A 25,407-nucleotide genomic window follows, 5' to 3' on the forward strand; every position below is an offset into this window, starting at 1 on the left:
CGCTTGTCTACTTGCGCTTGATAAGTGCCTGTGCGGCGTCTGCAATGGCCGAGGGCGCCATGCCGAATTCATCGAGCAGGAACTCGGCCGAGCCGGTCGGCGCGTAGATGCCGGGAACGCCGAGGCGCGTCATCGGGACCGGAGCGTTGTCGACGACAACCTCGGCCACGGCCGACCCCAGCCCACCGAAGATCGAGTGCTCTTCCGCCGTCACGATCGCGCCGGTTTCCTTGGCGGCCGCAATAATGGCATCTTCGTCGATCGGGCGAACCGTGGCGAGATTGAGCACCCTGGCGCTTATGCCACGTTGCGCAAGGATGTCGGCGGCTTTCACCATGCGATGGGTCAGCGTCCCGTTTGCGATGAGCGTGACATCGGAACCTTCGCGCAGCAGATTGGCCTTTCCAAGTTCGAACCTGTGCCCCTCTGGCAGGAGGTCGGGCACGCCGACACGCGACAGGCGCAGGAAGCAGGGGCCATTGTAGCTCGCCGCCCATTCCACTGCCGCCGCCGTTTCGATGCGGTCGCATGGCGCGATGACCGGCAGGTTGGGCAGAACGCGCGTCCAGGCGAAATCCTCGATCGAATGATGGGTCGGGCCAAGCTCGCCATAGGCCATTCCAGACGAAATGCCGACGAGCTTGACGTTGGCATTCGAGTAGGAAATGTCGGCCTTGATCTGCTCGAGCGATCTGCCTGTGAGAAACGGCGCCGCGCCGCAGACATAGGGAAGGCGTCCGCCATTGGCGAGGCCCGCGCCGACGCCGACCATGTTCTGCTCGGCGATGCCGACATTGACCAGGCGATCGGGAAATCTGGACTTGAAGCCACCGAGCTTCGAAGATCCCACAGAATCGTTGCAGACCGCCACGATCGTTTCGTTCTCGGCGGCAAGGCGTTCGAGAGTCGATGCGAAGGCGTCGCGGCAGTCATGGAGCTTGGGTGCATTCACAGGCGCGTTCATTAGAGTGCCTCCGACAGTTCTGCCAATGCGACTTCGTATTGTTCCTTGCTCGGAACCTTGTGGTGCCAGTCGACACGGTCCTGCATGAAAGAGATTCCGTGTCCCTTGTTGGTGTGGGCCACGATGCAATGGGGGCGGACGCTTCGATGTTCGAGCGCTGGGACGACCTCGCGCATACTGTTGCCGTCGATTTCGCTGACCTCCCAGCCAAAGGCTTCGAGCTTCGGACGAAGCGGAGCGATATCGTTCGTATCCGAAAGTGCTGCACCCTGCTGGAACCGGTTATGGTCGACAATCAGGGTGAGGTTATCAAGCCGGAACTGCGCCGCGGCCATGATCGCTTCCCAGTTGGAGCCCTCCTGCATCTCGCCGTCGCCGGTAATCACATAAGTATGGTAGCCGGCGCCCGATAGTTTCGCCGCCTTGGCCATGCCGACCGACACCGGCAGACCATGCCCAAGAGGACCTGTGTTGGTCTCGACGCCCGGCACCTTGTTGCAATTGGGATGGCCATTGAGCCTCGAATGCGGCTTCAGGAATGTCGAGATTTCCTCTTCCGGAATGAAGCCGCGTTTCGCTAGGGTGACATAGAGCGCACATGCGGTATGCCCCTTCGAAAGCACAAACCTGTCCCGATCGGGATGTTTCGGCTGGTCCGGCCAGACACGCAGCACGCGAAAGTACAGCGCGGCCAGGAGGTCGATCACGGACATCTCGCCGCCAATGTGTCCCGCCCCTGCCTCATAGACGGCCTGGAGATCTCGCAGGCGTATCTGGCGAGCAACACGTTCAAGTTCGGAAGGCTCCATCGTTTCCTCGTGTGAATAAATATTCATCCGTTTATATTTTTGCACATGAAGGCAGTTAGTCAAGCCCCGGCGAGGGACAAGTTGCAAAACATGGTCCAGAAAACTCGGTTGACAGGCCTAAATTGAGTTGATAATGAATTTTCCGGCAAGCATGAATAAATATTCTAGCTTGAGGAAATATTGGCCGCTGGCCCTAATCTCCGGGAGGAATAATGGTGGCGATCAACGTCAGCGAAGAAAAACATCCGTCCGCGATATGGCTGAGCAAGCTCGCCGGTGCGACCGGACCGCTCGTCGGATTGCTTGCTCTTTGCGTTTTCCTGAGCCTCGGCACCGATGCGTTTCTTTCGCTCCGCAACGGTCTCAACATTCTCGATCAGATCACCGTGCTTGGAATCATGGCCGTGGGCATGACCTTTGTCATCCTGATCGGCGGCATCGACCTCTCGGTCGGTTCGGTCCTGGCGCTTGCCATGATGGTCATGGGCTGGACGGCAAATATTGCCGGCCTGCCGCTTGTCGCGGGGATTGCCGTGGCGCTCCTTGCCTCAGCTGTCAGCGGATTGATCGTCGGACTTCTCGTCACCCTGTTCAGGGTCCCGGCCTTCATCGCGACATTGGCGATGATGTCGGCAGCACGCGGCGTCGCGAACATGATTACGGACGGACAGCAGATCGTCGGGTTTCCCGACTGGTTCATGATGCTCGCGATCGATCGCCATTTCGGCGTGCTGACGGCGACGGTCTTCCTGATGCTGGCGGTCGTCGCCGTGGCCTGGGTATTCCTGCATTTCCGCTCCGAGGGTCGCATGCTCTATGCAGTGGGCGGCAATCCGGAAGTTGCTCGTCTTGCCGGCATCAATGTCCAGCTGGTGACGATTGCGGTCTATGTCGTAAGCGCGGTTCTTGCCGGTCTGGCGGGCATCGTGCTGGCGGCGCGCCTCGACTCCGTTCAGCCGTCCAGCGGCTTCGGCTATGAGCTGGACACGATTGCGGCTGTCGTCATCGGTGGAACTTCGCTCTCCGGCGGATCCGGCGGCATTGGCGGCACGCTCATCGGTGTCCTGATCATCGGTGTCCTGCGCAACGGGCTCAACTTGCTCAACGTCTCGCCATTCCTGCAGCAGGTCATCATCGGCATCGTCATCGTGCTTGCGGTGGGTGCTGAAACGATCCGCAGGCGGCGGGCCTGACATTCAGGTCCGCGCCCGGCGGACCCTAACGAGTTCCTCTCCGAGAGGTTTGGAGCGGATCACTTGCCCGAGGGGGAGGATGTACCCAAGGGTTCACTACAAAAAGGAGGAAATAAAATGAAACTTGCGCGCATTCTTCTGGCCTCGGCCGCCGTGCTGGCGATGTCGTTGGGCTCGGTTCAGGCAAAGGAGGCCAAGAAGATCGGCCTGGCCGTCGCAAACCTGCAGGCAAACTTCTTCAACCAAATCAAGCAGTCCGTCGAGGATGAAGCCAAGAAGCGTGGCCTTCAGGTCGTAACGGTGGATGCCAAGGGCGACGGTCCGACCCAGATCAACCAGATCCAGGACCTGCTGACCCAGAATATCGATGCACTGATCTACATTCCGGCCGGTGCTGCGGCGGCAAGCGTTCCCGTCAAGCTCGCCAAGAATGCCGGTATTCCGGTTGTCAACGTCGACCGCAATGCCGATAGTGCCCCCGGTGACACTTTCCTCGCCACGGATTCCGTCGCGTCCGCCAAGGCCGTTTGCGACTACATCCTCAAGCAGGCTGGCGGCAAGGGCAAGATGGTGATCATTCACGGTCAGAAGGGCACGACGCCCGAAGTCGACCGCAGCAAGGGTTGTGCTGAATCACTGAAGGCAAATCCCGGCGTGAAGGTCGTCGCCGAGCAATATTCCAACATGTGGGCTCAGGACGAGGGCTTCCAGATCATGCAGAACATGCTGCAGGCAAATCCCGACGTATCGATCGTGTTTGCTCAGGCAGACGCGCTCGCACTCGGCGCCGCGCAGGCGATCAAGGTGGCAAACCCATCCCAGAAGATCGTTGTCGGCGGCTTCGACGGCGATACGGCGGCTCTTGAAGCGCTCAGCAAGGCTGTCTTCGACGTCACTGCGACACAGCAGACGCAGAAAATGGGCCGCGATGCCGTCGCCAATGCGGTCAAGCTCGTCGCCGGCGAGAAGGTCCCTCCAGTGCAGCTCATGGACGCCACGCTGACGACCAAGGAAAACGTGGCCGGCTTCATCGCCAACCATCCGTAATCGTGCCGAAGTCTTGAGGAGGTGTGCCGTGACTGAGCCCGTTCTTTCCCTGAGGGGCATATCCAAGCGCTATGGACCGCTTCAGGTGCTGAAGAATGTCAGCCTGGATGTCCATCCCGGCGAGGTGGTCGCGCTTCTTGGGGAGAACGGGGCCGGCAAGTCGACATTGTCCGGCATCATCGCCGGATCACGGACGCCCTCCGAGGGAACAATGACATGGCTGGGGCAGCCCTATGCCCCGGCTACCCCACGCGAGGCGATCGATAAGGGCGTCGTTCTCATCCATCAGGAATTGCAGCTCCTGCCGCATCTTTCGATCGCCGAGAATGTCTTCATCGGGCGATGGCCGATGAAGAACGGAGCTGTCGATCGCCCCCAGATGATCCGGCGCGCGCAGGAGCAGCTCGCCCGCCTCAATCTGCATATACCGGCGACGCGAAAGGTCGCGGGTCTGTCGACGGCCAATCAGCAGCTCATCGAAATCGCCAAGGCGCTGGCGCTCAACGCCAAGTTGCTGATCCTCGACGAACCGACCGCCGCTCTTGGCGGGGCGGAGACGGAAGCGCTGTTCGAACAGGTGAGGAAACTTCGGTCCGAAGGCGTCGGCATTGTCTACATTTCGCATCGCATGGAGGAGATCAGGCAGATCACCGATCGCATCGTCGTCCTGCGCGATGGCGAGCGTGTCCAGGAGTTCGCCGACAGCGCGACACCCGTTCGCACCATCGTCGAAAGCATGGTCGGCCGCTCGCTCGACCGCCTGTTTCCTGCTCTTCCAGAACCGACGGATCGTGCGGTGCTACAGGTCAGCGGGTTAAGCTCGCCTGACGGCTCCTTCCGGGACGTGACGTTCGATGTTCATGCGGGTGAAATCCTCGGTATCGCCGGGCTGGTCGGTGCCGGTCGCACGGAACTCGTGCGTGCCATTTCCGGCGCAGATCCGATCAGCGTCGGTTCGATCAGGCTGGAAGAAGAAGAGCTCAAGCTTCGCGATCCGGCGGATGCGATCGCAAAGGGTATCGTGATGGTGCCCGAGGATCGCAAGGAACAGGGCCTCGTCGTCGGTCACCGCATCAGTGAAAATATCATCTACGCCAATCTCGACAAACTCGGCGGTCGTTGGATCACATCGCGCGTCAAGCGTGCCTTCGCCGAAAAAGCGGTGGCGAAATTCGGCGTCAAGGGTCGCGCCGAGCAATATGCCTCCGACCTTTCGGGCGGCAACCAGCAAAAGGTCGTCATCGCCAAGTGGCTGATGCGCGATCCCAAGGTCGTGGTGCTCGATGAACCCACACGAGGCATCGATGTCGGCGCGCGGGCAAGCATCTACGACATCATCGTGAACCTGGCGAAACAGGGGGTCGCGGTCATCGTCGTCAGCTCCGATCTCGAGGAGGTTCTCGGCGTGTCGAACCGCATTCTCGTGCTCGCCCAGGGCAAGCAGGCAGGCATTCTCAGTCGTGACGAGGCGAACGACGTCTCGGTCATGGAACTGGCGACAATTTAGATAACAGAAAGGAAGAGCGGTGTCCGACATCACTCTCAACGCCCCAAAGCTTTTCGATCTCAAGGGACAGGTCGCCATCGTGACCGGGGCCGGAAGCGGGATCGGGCAGCGTATCGCAATCGGCCTCGCGCAGTGCGGCGCCGACGTCGCGCTCCTTGACCGTCGATCCGACGACGGTTTGGCCAACACGGCGTCGCATATCGAGGCGGCCGGTCGCCGCTCCATCCAGATCGCGGCCGATGTCACCAGCAAATCCTCGCTTGGGGATGCGGTCGCCCGCACCGAGGCGGAGCTTGGGCCTCTGACGCTTGCGGTCAACGCCGCGGGTATCGCCAACGCCAATCCTGCGGAGGAGATGGAGGAAGACCAGTACCAGACGCTGATGGACATCAACCTGAAGGGCGTTTTCCTGTCGTGCCAAGCGGAAGCGCGCGCCATGCTGAAACATGGACGCGGATCGATCGTCAACATCGCCTCCATGTCCGGCGTCATCGTCAATCGCGGCTTGAGCCAGGCCCATTACAATGCCTCCAAGGCCGGCGTAATCCACATGTCGAAGTCGCTGGCGATGGAGTGGGTCGGCCGCGGCATCCGCGTCAACACCATCTCGCCGGGATACACGGCGACGCCGATGAACACGCGCCCGGAAATGGTCCACCAGACCAAACTTTTCGAGGAGCAGACGCCGATGCAGCGTATGGCAACGGTCGATGAGATGGTCGGCCCGGCCGTCTTCCTGCTGTCGAATGCCGCAAGCTTCGTGACGGGCGTCGACCTGCTCGTCGACGGCGGCTTCTGCTGCTGGTGATGTGATGAAGAAACTGATTGCCGGCAACTGGAAAATGAACGGTCTCGCTTCCTCCCTGGCTGAGATCGAGGCGCTGACGGGGATAACGGGCGAGGCGGCGTGCGATATCGTCGTCTGCCCGCCCTTCACGCTGGTGGAAAAGGCGGCCGAACGGACGCGGGGCTCAAGGATTGCCATCGGGGCACAGGATTGCCACGCGCAGGCGTCAGGCGCCTATACCGGAGATGTTTCCGCGGAGATGCTTACCGAAATCGGCGCGCGCTTCGTGATTCTGGGACATTCAGAGCGCCGCTCCGCCTATAGGGAGGCGGATTCTGCAGTCGCGGCCAAGGCGGCAGCAGTCCACAACGCGGGGCTGACGAGCATCATATGCGTCGGGGAGACGCGCGCAGAACGGGATGACGGCAGAGCGATCGAGGTCGTTCGCGCCCAGCTTGAAGGATCAATTCCCGATGCCGCAACCAGTTCGAACATGACGATCGCCTATGAACCCGTCTGGGCGATCGGGACAGGACTGGTTCCGACCCTCGAGCAGATCGAGGAGGTACATTCGTCCATCCGGCAAACGCTTGAGGCGCGGCTGGGAGAAGATGGCCCCCGTGTCAGGATCCTCTACGGCGGTTCGGTCAAGGCATCGAACGCAAGGGCGATCTTCGGCGTCTCCAATGTCGACGGCGCCCTGGTCGGAGGCGCGTCCCTGAAGGCATCGGAGTTTGCCGGGATTATCTCGGCAGCTGTTTGAAGTCGCCAGCAACAGGCAGGGCGATCGGCCTCAGGATCAGCGCCCGGCATGGCTGTCACTGCAAAAGGAATAGGAAATGCATCGCTTCGAAAACAAGACCGTCGTCATCACCGGCGCGAGCCGTGGCATCGGCGCCGCGATCGCCAGGCGCTTCGCGCGCGAAGGCGCCAATCTGGTGGTCTCCGCCAACGAGGAATCCGTTCATGCGGTCGCCGATGAGATCAAGGCTGGCGGCGGAAAGGCGATTTCCTTCGTCGGCGACGTGACGGACAAGGCCAGCGTAAAGGGTCTCTACGACGCGGCCGAGACGGCCTTCGGGGCTGTCGACGTTTCGATCCAGAATGCCGGCGTCATCACCATCGCCCGCGTCGAGGATATGACCGAAGGCGAATGGGACAAGGTCATGGCCGTCAACACGAAGGGCGTCTTCCTCTGCGCGCAACAGGCGATTGCCCGCATGCGCAAGCATGGACGCGGCGGCCGCATCATCAATACCGCCTCCGGCCAGGCGCGTGACGGGTTTATCTATACGCCGCATTATGCGGCATCGAAGATGGGCGTCGTCGGCATAACCCAGAGCCTTGCGAAGGAAGTCGCGATCGAGGGCATTACCGTGAACGCCTTTTGCCCCGGCATCATCGAAACCGACATGTGGGCTTATAACGACCAGGCATGGGGCAAGCTGCTCGGCAATTACGGTCCTGGTGAACTCATGAAGGAATGGGTCGAGGGCATTCCGATGAAACGGGCCGGATCGGGGGAGGATGTTGCAGGTCTCGTCACTTTTCTGGCCAGCGACGATGCGGCCTACATCACCGGCCAGACGATCAATGTCGATGGTGGTTTGATTATGTCCTAGCTTCGTTCAATAAAGAGGAACTGTGCTTTCACCGCAAAACCAGCTTTTCGAAAGCGGAAGTGCGGTCAGCCTCTTGCAGAACGAAACAATCATCATCTATCTTAGAGATGTTCTCAGGGCGGGGTGTAATTCCCCACCGGCGGTATCGAGGCAACTCGGAGCCCGCGAGCGCCTTCCGAATTTCGGAAGGGTCAGCAGATCCGGTGAGATGCCGGAGCCGACGGTCATAGTCCGGATGGAAGAGAGCAACGCAGGAGACGCCGCTTCAATGGTGGCGTTCACATGCTTGTTCGCCCAAGGGAAAATGGTGGCTTTGACAGGCCATGCGCGCCGTTTTGAACGGCAACCCTTGAAAGGCAGGAAAATGGCAATTTCGAAAATTGAAGATGCGATCGCGGCGATTGCGCGGGGTGAGATCGTTGTGGTCGTCGATGATCGTGACCGCGAAAACGAAGGCGATCTCGTGATTGCGTCCGACGCGGTCACGCCACAGGCGATCGCGTTCATGATGAGCCATGCCCGCGGTCTTATCTGCGTTCCGATGGAAGGCGAAAGGCTCGACGAGCTCGAAATTCCGTTGATGGTGCCGCGCAATACCGAGGTTTTGAAGACCGCCTTCACCGTCTCCGTGGATTACATCCCGGGAACGACCACCGGAATATCCGCCGCCGACAGGGCGGCAACCGTTCAGGCCCTCGTCAGGGATGGCTCACGTCCGGAGGAATTTGCCCGGCCCGGTCATATTTTCCCTCTCCGCGCGCATCCGAATGGCGTCTTGTCGCGTCCCGGCCATACCGAAGCGGCTGTGGATCTCGCCAGGCTTGCCGGCTTGTCGCCTTCCGGCGTGATCTGTGAAGTGGCGAATGATGACGGCACGATGGCTCGGCTGCCGGAACTCGAAATATTTGCAGAACGCCATGGCCTGCTTTTGGTTACGATCGAGGATTTGATAGCCTATCGATTGGCGAACATGCCGGAAAAAGCAGCCTGATGATTGGGGTCGCTTCGCAAGCCGGCATGCTATTCATCGTTTGGCACGAAGGATATTACTCGGTTTCTGCGCTCGGCCGGCCCACCGTGGCGACAAGCACGCTGCCCGGCCCATGCACGGCGGCGAAGAGCAGGCCAGCCACGAAAGTAAAGTGATCGACGAAGAAGCCGAATTCGGCCTGATTACCCGTCCAGTGTGATGGACCGTGGAATGAGAATGCAAGAAAGATGACATAGAGGGCTGCAATGATCGCCGCCGGGATGAAGAAGGCACCGCTGAGGAAGGCGATGACCAGCAGCGCCTCGAGAGCCGCTGCACACCAGGCCAGGAACAGCGGTAACGGGAAGCCGGCGGCGGCGATGTAGCTGGCGGTCGCGCCCATGTCCATGAGTTTGAATGAGACAGCCATCAGGAAGACGGCCGCGAAGATTAGACGGGCGATGAGAATGGCGGCGGTCTGCCAGGTCGATTGAATGTTTTCCACGATGTACCTCCGGTTTGAAAGCGGTTGATGCTCCAAGGACGGCCGGCGAAAGGAAATTCCGACAGAGGTCAGAAATTTTTTTGAGGTCATCCATCGTCGGAGGCACTTCGCTTCATGAGCGCCGGTAAACTACTGAGATTGGGTTGCGCACTTAGGATATTGCGCAATATTCCGGCGGATCGCTTTGAATATCGTGCGATGTCGCCGCGAGCGAAGGCCATCACAACACCGTCTCGAACAAGGGGACCAATGCCGCGCCGATCGCACCGGGGGAATCGGTCATCTCTGCTACCGTCAGCTCAGGCACGTCTCGTAATGCGCCGTGACGAGGCAGATTGTTAATCTCAGTCCGTTCGATCATCATCTTCGCCAGCCGATGCGGAAGCTCACCGCCAAGGACGATCAAGGCAGGGTCGAATACCGCACAGATCGCGTTGATGGCGCGATTATGCGCCGGCATCACACGATCGACCCATTCGGTGACGTCATCCCAATTCAATAGCTCTTCGCGTTTGAGATCCCGCAGCGTCAGATCCGGGTATCCTTTGGCGCGAAGATGTTCGAGCAAGACACCGAGTGCCGGTCGATCGCCATAGTCTTGACGCTCGAAGAGAACCGAAAACTCGCCGGCATTGCCGAAACTGCCGCGAAACGGCATGCCGCCGGAAACCAGACCGCCGCCATAACCGTGAAGATGGGCGATATAGGCGAAGTCCGGAGCATCGCGACCGACGCCGAAGATCGCCTCCGCCAAGGCCGCGGTCCTTGCGACATTATCAGCCCAAACCGGCAAGCCAAGCCGCTTGCCGACGATCGGCGCCAGGTCGATCAGTGACCAGTGAGCGAGCGGCAGCGGACAATTGAAGGCTGTTTCCAGCATGCGGTGCCCGGAGACTGCCAAGCCGACACCGAGGATATCGCCGCGCTTGGCGCGTCGGCGAATAAGAAGGTCTTCGAGCGCGGCTTCGATCCGGTCCAATTCTACCGGAAGCGAAGATCCCGCCTGCGGGATTTCCACGTTTTCCAGAGGCTCTCCGAAACCCATGAGGCAAAGGCCGATCGAGCCGACATTCACCGAGATTCCGAGCGTCAAGCACCAGTCTCTGCACAGCGTCAGTCCAGGGCTTGGCGGTCCGGGGCGCCGGGTTTCCGACGCGGAAAAGACGACCATACCTCGGTCATGCAGCCGCCCGACAATTCGATGCAGGGACTGCTGCGTGAGGTCCAGCGGCTCGGTCAGGTCGGAGCGCTCGATGCCGGGAGACTTCCAGATCAGCCGCAGCAGGTCCCGCTCGTTCCGGGAAGCCACGCGTGAAGGTTGAAGATCCCGCAAAAAATGGACTGCAACATGGTCGAGCGGATTATACTTCATTTTCTGACCATTTTAATTTACACTATAAGTGTGAATCTTTCGAGGACGCTTTGTTTTTCTCAAGCTGAGAAACCCGGTCCCTGATGTGCCGATCCTGCTTACTTCATCAAGATCGGCCCGGCCAGCGGAGATCGCGCCAATCCCAGCCCGTCAAAGGAGGCAGCATTGGAGCATTCGGGAGGTCATATCGGTGTTGCGACAATCTCAGGCGAGGTGCGGTACGCGAATGACAAGTAGGCAAGGGGAGTAAGAGCCAAGCTGCATGGTATCGTTGAGCTTCGACAATGTTGCGCGCCGTCACGACGCGTCACCTTATGATTTCGCGCCAACCCACAAGGGCCGCGATTTCGAGTCGATGGTCGAGGCGTTTTCAGGAGCCTATGGCGTCTTTGCTGCCAAGCCATTGGGCAAGGACCGGGCTTTCACCTGGGCGGCGGATTTTAGAAGAAGCGGGTCTCTTACGGCGGTCCATTCGGCCTATGAAAGTCCCTGGGAAGTCCGGACGCTCGATGAAACTCCGCAACATCTTGGGCTTTACATACCTCGCGCGGGTTCGCTGCGGCTGGCCATAGGAAGAAGGGTCGCGGAAGGTGGTGCCGGGCACATTCTCATGGCGAACAATCATGAGGCCCGCGATCGCTCGCTTCAGGGCGAGCCGAATAGCCTGGACGCCCTCTTGCTGGACTGGAAAATCATAAAGAGAATGCTGGCCTCGCTCCTGGAAAGGCCGATCCTCGAATCGTTGGATCTGGAGCCCGTTCTCGATCTTGCAACACCCGCCGGTCAGCTCATCGGCAACCTGGCACAAACGATCATCCAAGGCATGCGCAATGACGGGCCGCTCTTATCCTCCCCACTTGCCGTATCGGCGATGAGCGAAACGCTTGCCGACCTTGTCATCAGATTTGGCCAGCATCGTCTTTCCTGCCATTTGGGTAAGGAGAAGGTGTCGATGGTTGCGCCGTGGCATGTGCGCCGTGCCATAGACTATATGCACGCCAATATCACCGAGCCCTTCACCATATCGATGGTGGCTGACGATGTCGGAGTTTCGCTTCGTGCCCTGCAGATGGGGTTCAAGGCATTCAGAAAAACATCGCCGGGTGCCTATCTACGCACAATCAGGCTGAAAGCTGCGCGCGATCAATTGCGAGACCCATTGAACCGGCAATCCGTTCGCGAAGTCTGCGCGACATGGGGTTTCTTTCATCCGGGAAGGTTCTCCATCATCTATCGCAGCACCTTCGGAGAAAGCCCAAGCGACACGCGTGCGAAAGCGGTGGGACTGCGTTAATAGCTATATCTGACGGCGGACGCTTGTCGTTCCCTTTTTGGCGGAAGGGCTAGGCATCCGAGAAGACTTTTGCGACTGCCGCGATCGCATTGAGAGCCATGACTGCATCGGCATCCTTCCGGCTCGGCTCGGGATGACCAAAGAAATAGCCCTGGACCTCGCTGCATCCTTCGGTCAGAACGCATTGAAGATGCGCTTCCGTCTCCACGCCCTCGGCGACGGTCGTGACACCAAGCCGCTTGCCCAGATCGGCAATCGCCCGGACGACGGCGGCGGATTCCGGCCGCCTCACGGCATCCCTTACGAATGAACCATCGATCTTGATCTTGTCGAAGGGGAAGGCGCGAAGATGGGTGAGGGACGAGTAGCCGGTTCCAAAATCGTCCAGGGCCACGCGGACCCCCAAGTCATGTATGCGCCGCAGATCTCCAATGCCCCCATGCTCATCGTCGAAGATCGCAGTTTCGGTCACCTCAATTTCAAGCCGATCCGGCGACAGCCCGGAAGACGCCAGCGCCGATAATACCGTGGAGGCAATCCTCCCCTTGCCGAGCTGAGCGGCCGATACGTTGACGGCCACGCGCGCACCATCCTCCCATTGGACGGCATCCCGACATGCTGTATTCAAGACGAAGTCGCCAAGTTGTTCGATCAATCCGTTCTGCTCTGCGATGGGAATGAACTCGGCAGGTGGGATCCAGCCCCTTTGTGGGTGGTGCCAGCGGATCAATGCTTCCCGTGCCGTGACCTTGTTGCTGCGGATATCGACGATCGGCTGATAGAAGACGAACAATCCGCGGCCGTCCCGCAAGCATGCCCGCAGCGTTGTTTGAAGCCGTATGCTTTCCTGGATGCGATTTTCCATCTCTGCGGAAAACACCTTATATACGCCCTTGCCGGCGGCCTTTGCCGCGTAAAGCGCGATATCGGCTCGTGCGAGCAGAGCTTCTCCCGTTTCCCCATGAATCGGTGCGTGTACGATGCCGATCGATGCGCCGATTTGAACCTGGCTCGCCTGGTCAAGGTCGAACGGCATGGAGAGCGCATCTATGATCCGGCCGGCCAGGATCGCCGCCGGCAAGGGTTCGGCATATGGAGCAAGCACGGCAAATTCGTCACCGCCGAGCCGTCCAATCGTCATGGCCGGTGCTGCGCAAATGGCTCGCAGCCGATCGGCGACCGCCTTCAGCAGGGCATCGCCGATACGATGGCCTTTGGTATCGTTGACCAGCTTGAAGCCGTCGAGATCTATGAATAATAGCGAGGAATCATGCTCCGCCTTGCCGAGGCTCGCGTCAAATTGCGCATTGAACGCGGTGCGGTTTGCCAGCCCCGTCAGCGTGTCGTAATGCGCGAGCTGGCGTATGCGTCCCTCAGCCTCCACTTCCTTGGTGACGATCGCCCAGCTGAGCATCGGCCCCAGAAAACTCCCGTCATCGGCGGTAATTGCCGAAATCCTGAGATCGAGCACTTCCGGCCCGAGCTTGATGCGGGCATTGTGGGGCAGATTTGCCGGATCCGCGAGAATGCGGCGCTGGTGTTCCGGATTCCTATGGAAAACATCGATCGAGGTGCCAAGCAGCTCATCTGCCTTGATCGGCAGCAGATGCTCGATCTTGCGTATGAGGTCTTTCGAGGTCTCGTTGGCGTAGTTGATGATCAATGTTTCGGGCTCAACCGTCATCACAGCAACGGGCATGTCATCGATCATCCGCAGCAAACGGCTCCGCGCCTCCTCGCGTCGATACGCCTCCGTCTGCGTATTCACCATGTGCGCAAAGTCGCGATAATTGATGTTGAGGATAACGAGCATGCCAATCGATACCAATGCGATGTTGATCGCAGTCGCAATGAAGGTTGGCTGTCCGGTCGCGCAGAAGAAGATGATGAAGGCGCCGTTGACGATTGCGGTTACGGTGATGGCTGCGGAGCGAAGATGCGTCAGGCAGAAGATGCAGGAGATCACCGTGATGGCCATGTAAAAGGCCAGGTGCGAACGGGTATATGCGTCACCATAGGGAAAGAGCAGGAACGACCAGGCTGTAAAGGTAAAAGCAATTGCGAAAGCAAGCCGATTGGTCCGCCTCAGGGCATGCAGCGCCACTTCCGGAGTTGGATCCATGTGACGCGACCGCCACCAATGGTGGACACGGAATAGGGATGCCAATGTGAGGACAACAGGAGCTCCAATCGTCAGCCAAGTCGGCGCGATCGTCATGTGCGTCGTGGCAACCGCCCAGGTGCTCGACATCAGGATGAAATACATCATCGGCATCTGGCGTGAAAAAGCACGGTATTGCGCTTTCAACAGCTCGGGATTGTCGACCGATACCGCCATAAATCGCAGAACGCTGTCGAACATCCGCCACATGGAGGCGCCCTTTCCATGCATTCCAAATTGTCTATGCGCCATCTCGCCCATGCGCTGCGGGACGGTCATGGATGCAGCAATTTATTGATTGATAGAGCCACACGACGCAGGCGGTTGCGAAGAACCACCCGAAGATAAGCGTCAGCCATCCCGGATTGAGCTGCACCAGCGAGTTGCCGAATTCTCGGGTTCCAGCGTTCAGGCAATATGAGACGGTCGCCAAACTCATCACGACCCAAGCAATCCATGACAGATTGAACATGAACCCGATTTTCTTTCGCTGTTCTTCCCGCCGCTGCAAAAGAACAAAGCTGATGACGGGAATGCTTGCGCCCATCAAGACGAAGGGCGTCCATGAGGGGGAGAATGCATGTGGAAAGCAAGCCATCAATAAGGCGGCGGCTGCAATAGGCCCAAGAAATATGAGGGTCGCGCTCAACGGCGATGTAGACAGGATGCTTGTCAAACTATTCGAGTAATCAACTTCCGATAGCAATACTTCCGCATTCTTATCTACGCTCTTCAAGTGCTTCCCCGATGGTTGTAAATGCTTGTTGTTACGTGATCATCCCTTCCGATAGCTTTTAGAGTGGTTGTGAAATGTTAATGATCTGTTGGTGTTTCCCGAACCGATAGCGCAGCGTTGTCACTCGGTCGGATTGTTGCGTTACTTGGATATCTATTTCGCAAAATGTGGGCCTAGGCCGGTACTAGTTGAATTTCGAGAACGATTTTGTTGTATAGTGATATCCACAATGCGCGTCCGATCCAGATGATGCAGAAAACTACGCATCGTCCGACCTAGTCATGAAATCTCCATCTAAGTCAAAGGTGTGCACCCGCAATTCGGCTTTGCGAAGCGCTCGATGCGGAAGTCCTGCAATGGGATGTCCGTTTTCCCCGTTGCCATGATTTCGGCCATAACGTCGCCAACGCCGGGTCCGAGTTGAAAACCGTGGCCGGAAAAGCCGAATGCGTGGAAAAGCCCCGCCGTCGTCGATGACCGGCCCATCACCGGGAGGCCGTCTTCGACGTAGCCCTCGCAACCCGACCAGGTGCGTATCACGGCAACGTTTCTCAACGCCGGTAAAATCGGCAGCAATGACCGAAGCTGGCCAGGCAAGCGAGCGGGGTCCGCCTTGGCGTATCCCGTGTCGAGTGAAACGTCGGTGCGATCGGCGCCGCCACCGAAGACGATGTTGCCTCTTTCCACCTGCCGCAGATAACCGCCGCCGTGATCATGCGCCCATACGCCGACGACCGGGAGAATGCGATGGGGAAGCGGTTCCGTCACGCCCATTTGCGGACCCTTGGCAACGATCGGAACGGTCTCTCCGAACAGGCCCGCGACGCGCGCACCCCAGGCGCCCGTCGCGTTGAGCAGCATCGAGGCTTCGTGCAAGCCTTTCGACGTTTCGACCTGAAATCCGTAGTCACTTGTTCTGACGGCCCTGATCTCGACATTTTCGACGATGTCGGCCCCCAATTTTCGGGCTGCGTCCGCGAAGGCCGGTGCAATGAGACGCGGGTTGCCGCTTCCATCGTTCGGGGAAAAGGAGGCCGCAATCGCATCGGGACCAAGGCCGGGAAAGCGCGACCGCACGTCCTTCGCGGTCAACTCTTCCAGGCCCAGTCCCCATGGCCGGGCATCCTTGACGAAGGCCCGCATCGCCGCCAGCCCTTCCTGGCTGAACACCAGCCGCAGATGGCCGGTTGCGCGGAATTCCACGTCGCGTCCGAGCATGGCCTCCGCCTGCCCCCACAGGGCAAGCGAGCGGTGAGCAAGCGGCAATTGCGGAATATATCGGCCGCTTCGCCTGATGTTGCCGAATGACGCCACCGTCGCGCCGCTCCCGACCCGATTGCGTTCGATAAGCGTCACACGGATGCCGCGCCGGGCGAGAAAGAAGGCGGAGGCGGCTCCCATGAGCCCGCCGCCCAACACGATAGCATCCATCGAGGTTCTCCAGAGGCTGAAAACAACCCCCACCTTGTCCGACCCGGCTTGGCACTGTCAAAGTCGGGATCACGCTGCGCCCATAAGTCCGGCCTATGGTTTTTGCCCATCGTCAGAGCATAAGTCCGGCTTATGACCTTTGGCATTTTCGCTCTTGGACGTTGCTGATCCGTCCATGCCAGTTTCATGGCAGGCAAAGGAAAGGAACTGATATGGCGGATGCGACAGGGCAAGCTCGAGAGGCTTCGCAGCAGGATTGGAAGATCGGCGTCGATATCGGCGGCACCTTCATCGATTTCTGCGCGCTGGAAAGCCGCTCCGGTCGCGTCGCTTCGCTAAAGGTGCTGACGACGCCCGATGATCCGGGTGCGGAATTGATGACCGGGCTTTCCTTGCTTGCCGAGCGGGAGGGATTGGAGCCGGAGGCAATCAGTCGCTTCGTTCATGGCACCACGGTCGGCATCAACACCGTCATCCAGAGGCGCGGTGTGTCGCTCGCGCTTATGACGAATGCCGGTTTCGAGGATGTCATCGAGCTGGCGCGGCTCAGAATGCCTGATGTCTATTCTCTCTTCTGCTCGCGGCCGGAACAGCTCATTGCACGCGACATGATCTTCGGCATTCCTGCGCGGTTGCGGGCGGATGGCAGCGAAGCGCAGGCGCCGGACATGAAGGCGGTTACCGCCGCCGTGGCAGCCGCAAGGGCCAAAGATGCGGCGGGCATCATCATATCCTTTCTGCATTCCTGGCGGGACGATGCCCAGGAAACGGCGGTCAAAAACGAAATCGAAAAGCTCGCACCCGATCTCTTCGTCTTCACATCCTCGGAAGTGTGGCCGGTCATTCGTGAATACGAGCGGACGACGACGGCGATCCTCAATGGCTACGTCCATCCGCGGGTTTCGGGTTACCTGACGGCTCTTGAAGACAAGCTTGCATCGCGCGGAGTGAAGGCGCCGGCCCTGCTGACGAAATCGAACGGCGGCGTGATGAACGCGGCGGAAGGAAAGCGTTCCTGCGTCCAGATGCTGCTTTCCGGCACGGCCTCGGGCGTGATCGGCGCCGCCTGGCTGGCGCGTCTCGCCGGTGAGAAACATGTCCTCACCCTTGACATCGGCGGCACCTCGGCAGACTTCGCGTTGATCATCGACGGCGAGCCGCAATTCGGGACAGGCGAATTGATCGGCGAGTTTCCGCTTCACATTCCCTCGGTCTCCGTCAGCTCCATTGGCGTCGGCGGAGGCTCCATTGCCAGCATCGACGCCCATGGTGTCTTGCGGGTGGGGCCGGAATCGGCCGGCTCCACACCCGGTCCCGCCTGTTATGGCCGCGGCGGCACGCAAGCGACCGTGACCGATGCCATGGCCGTCTGCGGTTGGCTGGGGCACAGCGAAATGGCCTACGGTCAGTTGCAGGTCGATGTCGGGCTGGCGCGCGCAGCCGTCTCGACGCTTGCCGAGCGTATCGGTCGCTCGGTTGAAGAGGTGTCCCAGGCTATTCTCGATATCGCTATCTCGGAGATGTTCGTCGAGGTGGAGAAGCTGGCATCGCGGGCGGGGGTCGACCTGCGGGAGTTTACCCTCATGCCGTTCGGCGGTGGCGGACCCATGCTGGGCGCGTTCCTGGCCCGCGAATTCCGTATGGCCAAGGTCATCGGGCCGCCGCGTCCGGGCGTGGTGTCGGCTCTCGGCGGTCTGGTCGCGGATCTGCGCGGCGACTTCATCAAGACGGTTTTCACGCATCTGTCGCCGGAGGCCGTGCCGTTGCTGCGCGGCTCTTCGGAGGCGCTGTCGGCCGAAGGGCGAACCTGGCTCATCAAGCAGGGCCATGAAGGGTCTGCTGAACTGCGGATTTCCGCCGACATGCGCTATGTCGGCCAAAGCTTTGAAATCGAGGTTCCGCTGCGGGCGGCCTGGGTGGCGGAAGGCGATCTCGCCGCAATGGAAGAGGCGTTCCATGCCACGCACGCCCGTCTTTATGATTTTGCCGACCCGGACGGCAGGATCGAAATCGTCAATCTTCGTCTGTCTGCCATCGGCGCCGGACCGAGGCTGCAAACGACCGTCGACCTCGAAGAGATTGACGGCATGGCCGAACCGGAACGCGAAATACCGGTCTATACCGGCAAGGCATTCGAATGGATCGGACTATACCGGCGGGACCAATTGCGTCCAGGCGGCCGCTTCAGCGGCCCTGCCGTCGTAGCCCAGGACGATACGACCTTCGCCATTCCGGCGGGCACGCAGGTGACGATCGATCGCCACCTGAACCTTCATCTCACCTTTTCGGAGTAGCGGCCCATGTTCGACCGTTCGAACCTTCAAGTGTTTGCCAACCATACCCGGGCTGCCGCCGAAAACATGGCCTATACGCTGCAGCGGACGGCCCATTCGGCCTTCGTCAAGGAGACGGAGGATTTCACCGTCATGCTGATCAATCGCAAGGGGGAAACCTTCGGCGTCCCGATGGGCCTCGGTGCAACATGGTATCCCGGGCTTACCTACACCCGGGCCATTGAAATGATCGAGGATTACAAGCCGGGCGACGTTGCCTTTACCAACGATCCCTATTCCTGCTTCGTGGCCACGCACGCACCGGACACGCATCTGTGGAAGCCGGTGTTCCATGACGGCGAGATCATCGCCTGGACCGGCGGGCATATCCACAATACCGACATGGGCGGCGCCGTGCCGGCCTCTCTGTCGCGCGCGTTGACGGAGATCCATCAGGAAGGCATTCGCTTTCCGCCGATGAAGCTGGTCAACGAAGGTGTCTTCGACGAAGACATCCTGAAAATCATGGCCACGAATGTCCGCAAACCCGATCTCAACATCGGCGACATCAAGGCGCTGGTCGGGGCGCTCAACACCGGTGAGCGCAAGATCCTGGCCATGGTCGAGAAATTCGGCAAGCGGGCCTTTCTCGAAGGCACCGACGTGCTTCTGGATCACGCCGAAGCGCAGGCGCGCGATCTCCTGCGGTCGATGCCGGATGGCACTTGGGAATTCGTCGATTATGCCGACGAGGATTCCGTCGAGGCCAATCCGTGCCGCCTGAAGCTGACGCTGACGATCAAGGGCGACGAGGCGATCCTCGATTTTACCGGATCCGATCCGCAGCTCGGCTCGTCGCTCAACGTTCCCTCGGGCGGCGATCCGCGCCACACCTTGCTGCTGGTCGGCGTCTATTACATTCTCTATACGCTGAACCCCAAGATCCTGCTCAACACCGGGCTAACCCGCCCCTTCACCTGCATTACACCACAGGGCAGCGTTCTCAATCCAGTGTCACCGGCGGCGGTCGGCATGCGTTCGCTCACCTGTGCACGCTTGCGGTCCGTGATCTTCGGAGCCTTCTGCCAGGCGGTTCCCGAGTTATTGCCTGCCGCGCCGGCCGGCAATAATTGCATCGTCAACGTCATGACCACGGACGAACGGACCGGCCGCAGCGTGATCGCCGCCGTCAATCCGGTGGTCGGCGGCGGCGGCGGGATGCCGCATCGTGACGGGACCAACGGTTCGGGTGCCGATGCTGCCTATCTGAAGAATACGCCGATCGAAATCACGGAAACCGAAGTGTCGATCGAGTTCGTCAAATACGGGCTTGCCAGGGACAGCGGCGGTGCCGGCCGTTGGCGTGGGGGGCTGGCGACCGAAATGGCGTTCCGCGTGTTCTCGCCCGAAAGCCGTATTACGGCCCGCAACCGCGACCGCAGCTTCTTCCGGCCCTGGGGTGTGCTTGGCGGCAAGGCGGCGGGGCTCTCCGACATGGTATTGAACCCCGGGCGCGAGGATTATCGCCGGCTCGGCAATATCGATACGGCCGTCCTGCAGCCCGGAGATGTGCTGGAGATCCGCTCGGCCGGTGGCGGCGGCCGCGGAAACCCCTTGGAGCGCGAGGTCTGGCGTGTGCTGCAGGATGTTGAGCGCGGCTATGTTTCGCTTGAAGCGGCCGAGCGCGATTACGGCGTGGTTATCCGCGATGGCAAGGTGCAGGAGGCCGAAACCTCCCGTCTCAGGGCATCGCGCACGGTTCCAACTGCCCACTTCCACTACGGCGAGGAGCGAGACGGTTACGAGGCGCAGTGGACATCAGCTGCTTACAACCTGCTCACGGATATCCTTGCCTGCCTCCCGATCCACTGGCGGTTTTTCACCAAGACGGAGATTTTTCGCCGAATGAAGGGACGCGCCGGGCATGAGGGCGTTGCCGCCGCTTTTGCCGATGTCCGCGCCCGGTTCCCGGAAATGCCCGAGGTACGGCTTCAAATCAAAGAGGCGGCCGAATGAGCAAGGGTCCGCATCCTGTCGGAGAAACGGGGCGCATCGTCCGTCTCGCCGAACAGGGCCGGCCACCCGTCCGATTCCTGCTTGACGGCATCGAACGCCAAGCCTTGGCCGGCGACACGGTGCTGACGGCCATGCTGACATTCTCACCGGTTCTTCGGCAATCCGAATTCGGGCCGGAAGGGCGGGCGGGCTTCTGCCTGATGGGCGCCTGCCAGGACTGCTGGGTCTGGCAACAGGACGGAACCCGCATGCGTGCCTGTTCGACCCTTGTCGGCAACGGCATGTCCCTGTCAACCCAGGCGCCGGGAGATTGGCCATGACGGTGGTGAATGACCGGAAGGCAACGGTGATCGTCGGGGCTGGTCCGGCGGGCATACGCGCAGCCGAGCTGCTGGTGGCCGCCGGTGTCCGGCCCGTCGTCATCGATGAGGGGATGAGGGCGGGTGGCCAGATATATCGCCGTCCACCGGAGGGTTTTACGCGGTCGGCCGAGCAGCTCTATGGATCAGAGGCTGGCAAAGCCCTTTCCCTTCATTCCCTCTTCGATCGCATGGTCGCTCGCGGCGAGGTCGAATACCATCCTCGAAGCTCGGCAATGGCGCTCGCCGCCAATGTGCTGCAGGTGCTGACGCCCGCCGGCCGCCGGGAGTTCGCCTATGACCGGCTGATACTGGCGACCGGCGCGACCGACCGGCTGGTGCCGGTACCCGGCTGGCAAGCGCCTGGCGTCTACAGTCTCGGTGCTACGCAGATCGCGCTGAAGGCGCAAGGCATCGCCTTGGGGCGAAGGATCGTTCTGGCGGGCTCCGGGCCACTGCTGACCCTCGTTGCCGTCCAGCTTCTAAAGGCTGGAGCGAATGTTGCGGCCGTCCTCGATACCTCCTCGGTTCGAAACCAGATCCTTGCCATTCCGGGCATGATGGCAAGGCCGGCCCTGGTCCTGCGGGGCCTGGCAATGCGGATGAAACTTAGCCGGTTATATCGCGCGGGCGTGACGCTGACGGACATCATCAGCGGCGAGAAGGGACCGGTGGCCGTTCGGTGGCGGGATGCTGGCGGGCACGACCATCGCACCGAATGCGATATGGTCGGCATCGGCTGGCACCTGAGAGCCGAAACGCAACTTGCCGGCCTGGCTCAATGCAGGTTCGAATACGATCAGGGCTGGGGCCAATGGCTGCCGCAGGCGGATCGAATGGGCCGGTCTGCCGATGGTGTCTATCTTGCCGGCGATGGCCTGCGGATACTTGGCGCCGATGGCGCGGAAGTTGCCGGACGGCTTGCCGCGAGTGCCTGCCTTGCCGACATGGGGCTGCCTTATCCTAATCCGGCACGGGATCTCCGCCGGCTTGCCCGCTACGAACGCTTTGCTCGCAGCATCGCCCGCGCCTTTCCCTGGCCCGCCTGCATGGTCCGATCCGTTCCCGATGAAACGATGGTCTGTCGCTGCGAAGGCATCCGCGCCGGCGATCTGCGTCAGAGTGTCGACTATGCCGGAGGTGAAGCAAATCGGGTAAAATCAATCGTGCGGGTGGGCATGGGACGGTGTCAGGGACGGTTTTGTCAGCTCGCCGGCGCCGAGCTGATTGCGGAGCGTGCGGGAATCCCGGTCTGTGATGTCGGTCGTCTGCGCGAGCAGGCGCCGGTTCGCCCGCTGCCGATCGGATCCTGGATCAACGAGAGCTGAGCAGGCTCGCTGTGACTGTATGAGCGCGATTTTACTCCGACACAGCGTCGCCATCCTTCAATACGCCGGCACAGGCCCGGCGCAGATAGTCGCGCATCGTAAGGTGGCTGCCCGTCAAGGGACGGTCCCGGCTGGTCAGCACGGCGATCGGGACTGTCTTTCGTGGGATGAGCGGCCGGCGCACGAGGCCCGGAAACTGTTCCCATGGCAGGAGACCATCCACGATCGCGACACCAAAGCCGTTGCGGACAAAGGGCAAGGCGGTAATGGAAATATCGATCTCGATCGCGGGATTGAACGACTGATTTTCCATCGCTGCGGCATTGGCGAGCAGCTGGCCGGGAAAAGTGTCGGCGCGGTAGGAAATCAGGGTTTCGTTCTGAAGATCGGCAAAGGTGATGCTGTCGCGCGCGGCGAGATGGTGCCCTTCCGGCACAATGCAGATGAGCTCGGCATATCCGAGCGTTTCGACATCGATGCCGGGCCGCGCGATGTTGTTCATGACGATGCCGAGCGGGGCGTCGCCATTGCGGATCATATCGACGACGTTGACCAGCGGTGCGATCAGCGAACGGACGACGATATCCGGATAGGTGGTCCTGAAGGCAAGAAGCGCCTTGGGAACGATCGACATGGCCGGTGGCGTCGTTGCGGCGATCCTAATCAGCCCGGTCCGGCCAAAGCGCATGTCGGTCGTTCGGCGCCGAAGCGCTCCGAGCTCGGAAAAGATGCGTTCGGCCTCCGGATATAGTTCTTCGGCTTCCCGTGTGGGGACCAGCTTGCCGCGCACGCGGTTGAAGAGTTTGAACCCCAGCTGGTCTTCGGCATGCAGCAGGATCTGGCTCAGCGCCGGCTGCGTGATGTTGAGCATGGCGGCAGCGCCGGTCACCGTCCCGGATCGCATGAGCATGCAGAAGACTTCGAGCTGACGGGCCTGCATGAGGAAATTCCGTGTTGTCTGGTTTGGTTGCCGGCGAAGTCTAGCACGGACGAACCATTTCAGAAGTCCGCCACCTTGCCCCATGCGGATTGCAGGAAGCGGTCGGGGTGATAGGGTTTCAGATCGACGATCGGCGTGGCACCAGTGACGATGTCGGCGATCAGGTGGCCGGCTCCCGGTCCGATCCCGAAGCCGTGGCCACTGAAACCGGCAGCCAGCACCAAGCCTGGTATGGTTGTGACTTCGCCTATGCCGGGCACGCCGTCCGGCGTCGAATCGATGTAGCCGGCCCAGCTTGCGGTGATGCGGCGGCTTGCGATCGCAGGCAGCAATTCGACCGCGCGGTCATAGGTCAGCTGGATCGTGCCCTTGTCGACGGCCGGATCGAGGATGCGCATCCGCTCCATTGGCGACGGCCGATCCAGGCGCCAGCGCGACAAGTTTTCGTGGCCGCTGCGAAAGCCCTCGACGCCGCCGAGCGAAAGCGCGCGCCAGCGGCGAACGAACATCGGCAGAAACTGTGCCCCAAACCGAATGTTCTGCGGCGTGGGATCGACGCGGCCCCGCCCGCTGATCGCGAGCGTATGGCCGCCATCGCCTCTGCGTGTGACCGAAACATATGCGGTATGAAGAGCATCTGGAAGTTCGCCGTCGCCGGCGCTGACGGAAAGGATCGATGAGCGGATCGATGCCTGCGGGAAACGGACGCCGAGCTGGCGGCAGAAGGACGACGCCCAGGCACCACCGGACAGGACGGCAATCCGGGTCTTGATCGTGCCTTGCTCGGTAACGACCGCGGAGAGTTTTCCGCCTTCGGTTTCTATGCCGCGCGCTGCGCAGTTCTGGCGGAGGCACCCCCCCAGTTTCATCAGGGCGCGAGCGACCGCCGGCGCGGCATTGGACGGATCGGCAATGCCATCGGTCGGGGAAAAGACGCCGCCCTTCCAGCTGCGGCCGGTCGCCTTACCGCGCGTGCTGGCTTCAGCGCTGTCGAGCATATGCGTGGTCACGCCGACACCGCGCGCAAAGTCGCGCCAGCGGGCCCATCCGGCAAGCTCCTCCTCGCTGTTGCTTAGATAGAAGAGGCCGCAGCGGCGAAATCCCGTATTCTCTCCTGTTTCCGCGGCGAATTGGTCCCAGAGCTCGAGGCTCTTTGTTGCCATCGGCAGCTCGCGGGCATCGCGGTTCTGCTGTCTGCACCAGCCCCAGTTGCGGCTGGATTGTTCGGCGCCGACGCGTCCTTTCTCAAGGAGAACGACCGAGAGGCCCCGCTTGGCCAGATAATAGGCCGTAAAAACGCCGACGATACCTGCCCCGATGACGACGACGTCGGCAGAGGTCGGCAATTCGGCAGAGTTTTCGACAAGTGTAAGCGGTGCGGGCATGGATGCGGGTCTCCTATCGAGCCGACAGCATAACGAAATGATCGGACATGAAGCTGCCGCACAACCGCGCCATGCGGCATAAGATTCTGCTCATGGCGAACCAAGCGGCTTATTGTGCCGGGCCGATTCATGCAGAATGAAATAGACAAGATAGGCCATGGTGTTATGCTCGATCTTGGAAAATTCGCAGCATAAAATGCTGCCTCATGTGGGAAAGATTTGGCGATGAAGCTCGACCGCATCGACATCAAGATCCTGTACGAACTTCAGAAGAACGGCCGCATCACCAATGTCGAACTGGCGGAACTGGTCAACCTGTCGCCGAGCCCCTGTCTGATGCGAGTGAAGAAGCTGCAGCAGGAAGGCTACATCGAGGGATATTCGGCCCAGATCAATATCGGAAAACTAGGCCAGACACTCACTGTGTTTACGGAAGTCACACTCAAGAACCATCGGCAGATCGACTTCGCGCGTTTCCTCTCGGCGGTGGAGAAGGTCGATCAAGTCGTCGAATGCCATCTCGTCTCAGGTGGCTACGATTATATGCTGAAGTTCGTAACGGCCGGCATCGGAGAATATCAGACGATCATGGAGCGCCTGACCGACATGGATATCGGCATCGACAAGTATTTCAGCTTCGTGGTGCTCAAGTCGCCGATCGTCAAGGCGCATATGCCGTTGACCAGCCTGTTTCCCATGTAGAGGCAC

The 25,407-nt window shown here is 60.4% G+C and carries 22 protein-coding genes and 1 riboswitch; of the genes, 13 read left to right on the top strand and 9 right to left on the bottom strand.

Annotated elements, in window-relative coordinates; all coding sequences use genetic code 11:
- Positions 1-7: 7 nt before the first annotated feature.
- Together HGP16_RS19565 and HGP16_RS19570 are read right to left on the bottom strand one after the other, a co-directional pair.
- A complete protein-coding gene (locus HGP16_RS19565; protein ID WP_168841677.1) occupies positions 8-964 on the bottom strand; it encodes a transketolase family protein in 957 nt (318 codons plus the stop codon).
- Positions 964-1,773, bottom strand: coding sequence for a transketolase (locus HGP16_RS19570; protein WP_168841678.1), 810 nt, complete (start codon positions 1,771-1,773; stop codon positions 964-966). The genes HGP16_RS19565 and HGP16_RS19570 overlap by 1 nt, the downstream gene beginning before the upstream one ends.
- 212 nt (positions 1,774-1,985) lie before the next feature.
- On the opposite strand from HGP16_RS19570, the gene HGP16_RS19575 reads away from it, so the two are divergent.
- The 7 genes from HGP16_RS19575 to ribB all read left to right on the top strand — a co-directional run bounded on the left by HGP16_RS19575 (position 1,986) and on the right by ribB (position 8,920).
- Complete coding sequence (locus HGP16_RS19575) at positions 1,986-2,966, top strand: ABC transporter permease (RefSeq protein ID WP_168841679.1); 981 nt, start codon at positions 1,986-1,988, stop codon at positions 2,964-2,966.
- A gap of 117 nt (positions 2,967-3,083) precedes the next feature.
- The gene (locus HGP16_RS19580) at positions 3,084-4,013 is read left to right on the top strand and encodes a sugar ABC transporter substrate-binding protein (protein WP_168841680.1); all 930 of its coding nucleotides are present in this window, start codon (positions 3,084-3,086) and stop codon (positions 4,011-4,013) included.
- A gap of 28 nt (positions 4,014-4,041) precedes the next feature.
- Entirely contained in the window at positions 4,042-5,520 is a 1,479-nt protein-coding gene (locus HGP16_RS19585; RefSeq protein WP_168841681.1) for a sugar ABC transporter ATP-binding protein, read from the top strand.
- Positions 5,521-5,539: 19 nt separating this feature from the next.
- Complete coding sequence (locus HGP16_RS19590; RefSeq protein WP_168841682.1) at positions 5,540-6,328, top strand: SDR family oxidoreductase; 789 nt, start codon at positions 5,540-5,542, stop codon at positions 6,326-6,328.
- A gap of 4 nt (positions 6,329-6,332) precedes the next feature.
- Positions 6,333-7,070: a triose-phosphate isomerase gene (tpiA, locus tag HGP16_RS19595; protein ID WP_168841683.1), complete on the top strand. Its 738-nt coding sequence runs from the start codon at positions 6,333-6,335 to the stop codon at positions 7,068-7,070.
- A gap of 76 nt (positions 7,071-7,146) precedes the next feature.
- On the top strand, positions 7,147-7,929 hold the full coding sequence (locus HGP16_RS19600) for a glucose 1-dehydrogenase (protein WP_168841684.1): 783 nt from the start codon (positions 7,147-7,149) through the stop codon (positions 7,927-7,929).
- Between the two features lie 105 nt (positions 7,930-8,034).
- A riboswitch (FMN riboswitch) is annotated at positions 8,035-8,180 on the top strand.
- 113 nt (positions 8,181-8,293) lie between these two features.
- Entirely contained in the window at positions 8,294-8,920 is a 627-nt protein-coding gene (gene ribB / locus HGP16_RS19605; RefSeq protein WP_168841685.1) for a 3,4-dihydroxy-2-butanone-4-phosphate synthase, read from the top strand.
- Positions 8,921-8,975: 55 nt separating this feature from the next.
- Here the strand turns inward: ribB and HGP16_RS19610 are convergent, their stop codons facing one another.
- Positions 8,976-9,404, bottom strand: coding sequence for a DoxX family protein (locus tag HGP16_RS19610; RefSeq protein WP_312862895.1), 429 nt, complete (start codon positions 9,402-9,404; stop codon positions 8,976-8,978).
- Positions 9,405-9,624: 220 nt separating this feature from the next.
- Positions 9,625-10,776 (bottom strand): ROK family transcriptional regulator, encoded by a 1,152-nt coding sequence (locus tag HGP16_RS19615; protein WP_168841687.1) that lies wholly within the window; start codon positions 10,774-10,776, stop codon positions 9,625-9,627.
- A gap of 262 nt (positions 10,777-11,038) precedes the next feature.
- Between HGP16_RS19615 and HGP16_RS19620 the strand changes: the two genes are divergently transcribed.
- Entirely contained in the window at positions 11,039-12,070 is a 1,032-nt protein-coding gene (locus HGP16_RS19620; protein WP_168841688.1) for an AraC family transcriptional regulator, read from the top strand.
- Positions 12,071-12,119: 49 nt separating this feature from the next.
- Here HGP16_RS19620 and HGP16_RS19625 read toward each other — a convergent pair whose 3' ends face one another.
- The 3 genes from HGP16_RS19625 to HGP16_RS19635 form a co-directional block, all read right to left on the bottom strand.
- A complete protein-coding gene (locus HGP16_RS19625) occupies positions 12,120-14,510 on the bottom strand; it encodes a putative bifunctional diguanylate cyclase/phosphodiesterase (protein ID WP_246703401.1) in 2,391 nt (796 codons plus the stop codon).
- The gene (locus HGP16_RS19630; protein ID WP_168841689.1) at positions 14,473-14,967 is read right to left on the bottom strand and encodes a hypothetical protein; all 495 of its coding nucleotides are present in this window, start codon (positions 14,965-14,967) and stop codon (positions 14,473-14,475) included. The genes HGP16_RS19625 and HGP16_RS19630 overlap by 38 nt, the downstream gene beginning before the upstream one ends.
- Before the next feature lie 294 nt (positions 14,968-15,261).
- The gene (locus HGP16_RS19635; RefSeq protein ID WP_168841690.1) at positions 15,262-16,398 is read right to left on the bottom strand and encodes an NAD(P)/FAD-dependent oxidoreductase; all 1,137 of its coding nucleotides are present in this window, start codon (positions 16,396-16,398) and stop codon (positions 15,262-15,264) included.
- A gap of 212 nt (positions 16,399-16,610) precedes the next feature.
- Here HGP16_RS19635 and HGP16_RS19640 point away from each other — a divergent pair, with 212 nt between their 5' ends.
- From HGP16_RS19640 to HGP16_RS19655, 4 genes are read left to right on the top strand one after another with little or no spacing between them, the layout of a single operon-like run.
- The gene (locus HGP16_RS19640) at positions 16,611-18,692 is read left to right on the top strand and encodes a hydantoinase/oxoprolinase family protein (protein WP_168841691.1); all 2,082 of its coding nucleotides are present in this window, start codon (positions 16,611-16,613) and stop codon (positions 18,690-18,692) included.
- 6 nt (positions 18,693-18,698) lie between these two features.
- Positions 18,699-20,687, top strand: a complete 1,989-nt coding sequence (locus HGP16_RS19645; RefSeq protein ID WP_168841692.1) for a hydantoinase B/oxoprolinase family protein — start codon at positions 18,699-18,701, stop codon at positions 20,685-20,687.
- Positions 20,684-21,007: a (2Fe-2S)-binding protein gene (locus HGP16_RS19650; RefSeq protein ID WP_168841693.1), complete on the top strand. Its 324-nt coding sequence runs from the start codon at positions 20,684-20,686 to the stop codon at positions 21,005-21,007. Before HGP16_RS19645 ends, HGP16_RS19650 begins: the two co-directional genes overlap by 4 nt.
- A complete protein-coding gene (locus HGP16_RS19655; protein WP_168841694.1) occupies positions 21,004-22,374 on the top strand; it encodes an NAD(P)/FAD-dependent oxidoreductase in 1,371 nt (456 codons plus the stop codon). Before HGP16_RS19650 ends, HGP16_RS19655 begins: the two co-directional genes overlap by 4 nt.
- A 31-nt stretch (positions 22,375-22,405) precedes the next feature.
- Here the strand turns inward: HGP16_RS19655 and HGP16_RS19660 are convergent, their stop codons facing one another.
- Both HGP16_RS19660 and HGP16_RS19665 read right to left on the bottom strand, forming a co-directional pair.
- On the bottom strand, positions 22,406-23,314 hold the full coding sequence (locus tag HGP16_RS19660; protein WP_168841695.1) for a LysR family transcriptional regulator: 909 nt from the start codon (positions 23,312-23,314) through the stop codon (positions 22,406-22,408).
- 59 nt (positions 23,315-23,373) lie between these two features.
- On the bottom strand, positions 23,374-24,699 hold the full coding sequence (locus HGP16_RS19665) for an FAD-binding oxidoreductase (RefSeq protein WP_168841696.1): 1,326 nt from the start codon (positions 24,697-24,699) through the stop codon (positions 23,374-23,376).
- 225 nt (positions 24,700-24,924) lie between these two features.
- Between HGP16_RS19665 and HGP16_RS19670 the strand changes: the two genes are divergently transcribed.
- Positions 24,925-25,401: an Lrp/AsnC family transcriptional regulator gene (locus HGP16_RS19670; protein WP_007536030.1), complete on the top strand. Its 477-nt coding sequence runs from the start codon at positions 24,925-24,927 to the stop codon at positions 25,399-25,401.
- Positions 25,402-25,407 lie beyond the last annotated feature (6 nt).

It is taken from the genome of Rhizobium sp. P40RR-XXII, assembly GCF_012641405.1.
Taxonomy (GTDB): Bacteria; Pseudomonadota; Alphaproteobacteria; order Rhizobiales; family Rhizobiaceae; genus Rhizobium.

Excerpts from the sequence above, each read along its gene's own strand:
- HGP16_RS19565 (WP_168841677.1), bottom strand. The coding sequence starts at position 964 with ATGAACGCGCCTGTGAATGCACCCAAGCTCCATGACTGCCGCGACGCC.
- HGP16_RS19570 (WP_168841678.1), bottom strand. The coding sequence starts at position 1,773 with ATGGAGCCTTCCGAACTTGAACGTGTTGCTCGCCAGATACGCCTGCGA.
- HGP16_RS19575 (WP_168841679.1), top strand. The coding sequence starts at position 1,986 with ATGGTGGCGATCAACGTCAGCGAAGAAAAACATCCGTCCGCGATATGG.
- HGP16_RS19580 (WP_168841680.1), top strand. The coding sequence starts at position 3,084 with ATGAAACTTGCGCGCATTCTTCTGGCCTCGGCCGCCGTGCTGGCGATG.
- tpiA (WP_168841683.1), top strand. The coding sequence starts at position 6,333 with ATGAAGAAACTGATTGCCGGCAACTGGAAAATGAACGGTCTCGCTTCC.
- HGP16_RS19600 (WP_168841684.1), top strand. The coding sequence starts at position 7,147 with ATGCATCGCTTCGAAAACAAGACCGTCGTCATCACCGGCGCGAGCCGT.
- ribB (WP_168841685.1), top strand. The coding sequence starts at position 8,294 with ATGGCAATTTCGAAAATTGAAGATGCGATCGCGGCGATTGCGCGGGGT.
- HGP16_RS19615 (WP_168841687.1), bottom strand. The coding sequence starts at position 10,776 with ATGAAGTATAATCCGCTCGACCATGTTGCAGTCCATTTTTTGCGGGAT.
- HGP16_RS19620 (WP_168841688.1), top strand. The coding sequence starts at position 11,039 with ATGGTATCGTTGAGCTTCGACAATGTTGCGCGCCGTCACGACGCGTCA.
- HGP16_RS19625 (WP_246703401.1), bottom strand. The coding sequence starts at position 14,510 with ATGACCGTCCCGCAGCGCATGGGCGAGATGGCGCATAGACAATTTGGA.
- HGP16_RS19635 (WP_168841690.1), bottom strand. The coding sequence starts at position 16,398 with ATGGATGCTATCGTGTTGGGCGGCGGGCTCATGGGAGCCGCCTCCGCC.
- HGP16_RS19640 (WP_168841691.1), top strand. The coding sequence starts at position 16,611 with ATGGCGGATGCGACAGGGCAAGCTCGAGAGGCTTCGCAGCAGGATTGG.
- HGP16_RS19645 (WP_168841692.1), top strand. The coding sequence starts at position 18,699 with ATGTTCGACCGTTCGAACCTTCAAGTGTTTGCCAACCATACCCGGGCT.
- HGP16_RS19650 (WP_168841693.1), top strand. The coding sequence starts at position 20,684 with ATGAGCAAGGGTCCGCATCCTGTCGGAGAAACGGGGCGCATCGTCCGT.
- HGP16_RS19655 (WP_168841694.1), top strand. The coding sequence starts at position 21,004 with ATGACGGTGGTGAATGACCGGAAGGCAACGGTGATCGTCGGGGCTGGT.
- HGP16_RS19660 (WP_168841695.1), bottom strand. The coding sequence starts at position 23,314 with ATGCAGGCCCGTCAGCTCGAAGTCTTCTGCATGCTCATGCGATCCGGG.
- HGP16_RS19665 (WP_168841696.1), bottom strand. The coding sequence starts at position 24,699 with ATGCCCGCACCGCTTACACTTGTCGAAAACTCTGCCGAATTGCCGACC.
- HGP16_RS19670 (WP_007536030.1), top strand. The coding sequence starts at position 24,925 with ATGAAGCTCGACCGCATCGACATCAAGATCCTGTACGAACTTCAGAAG.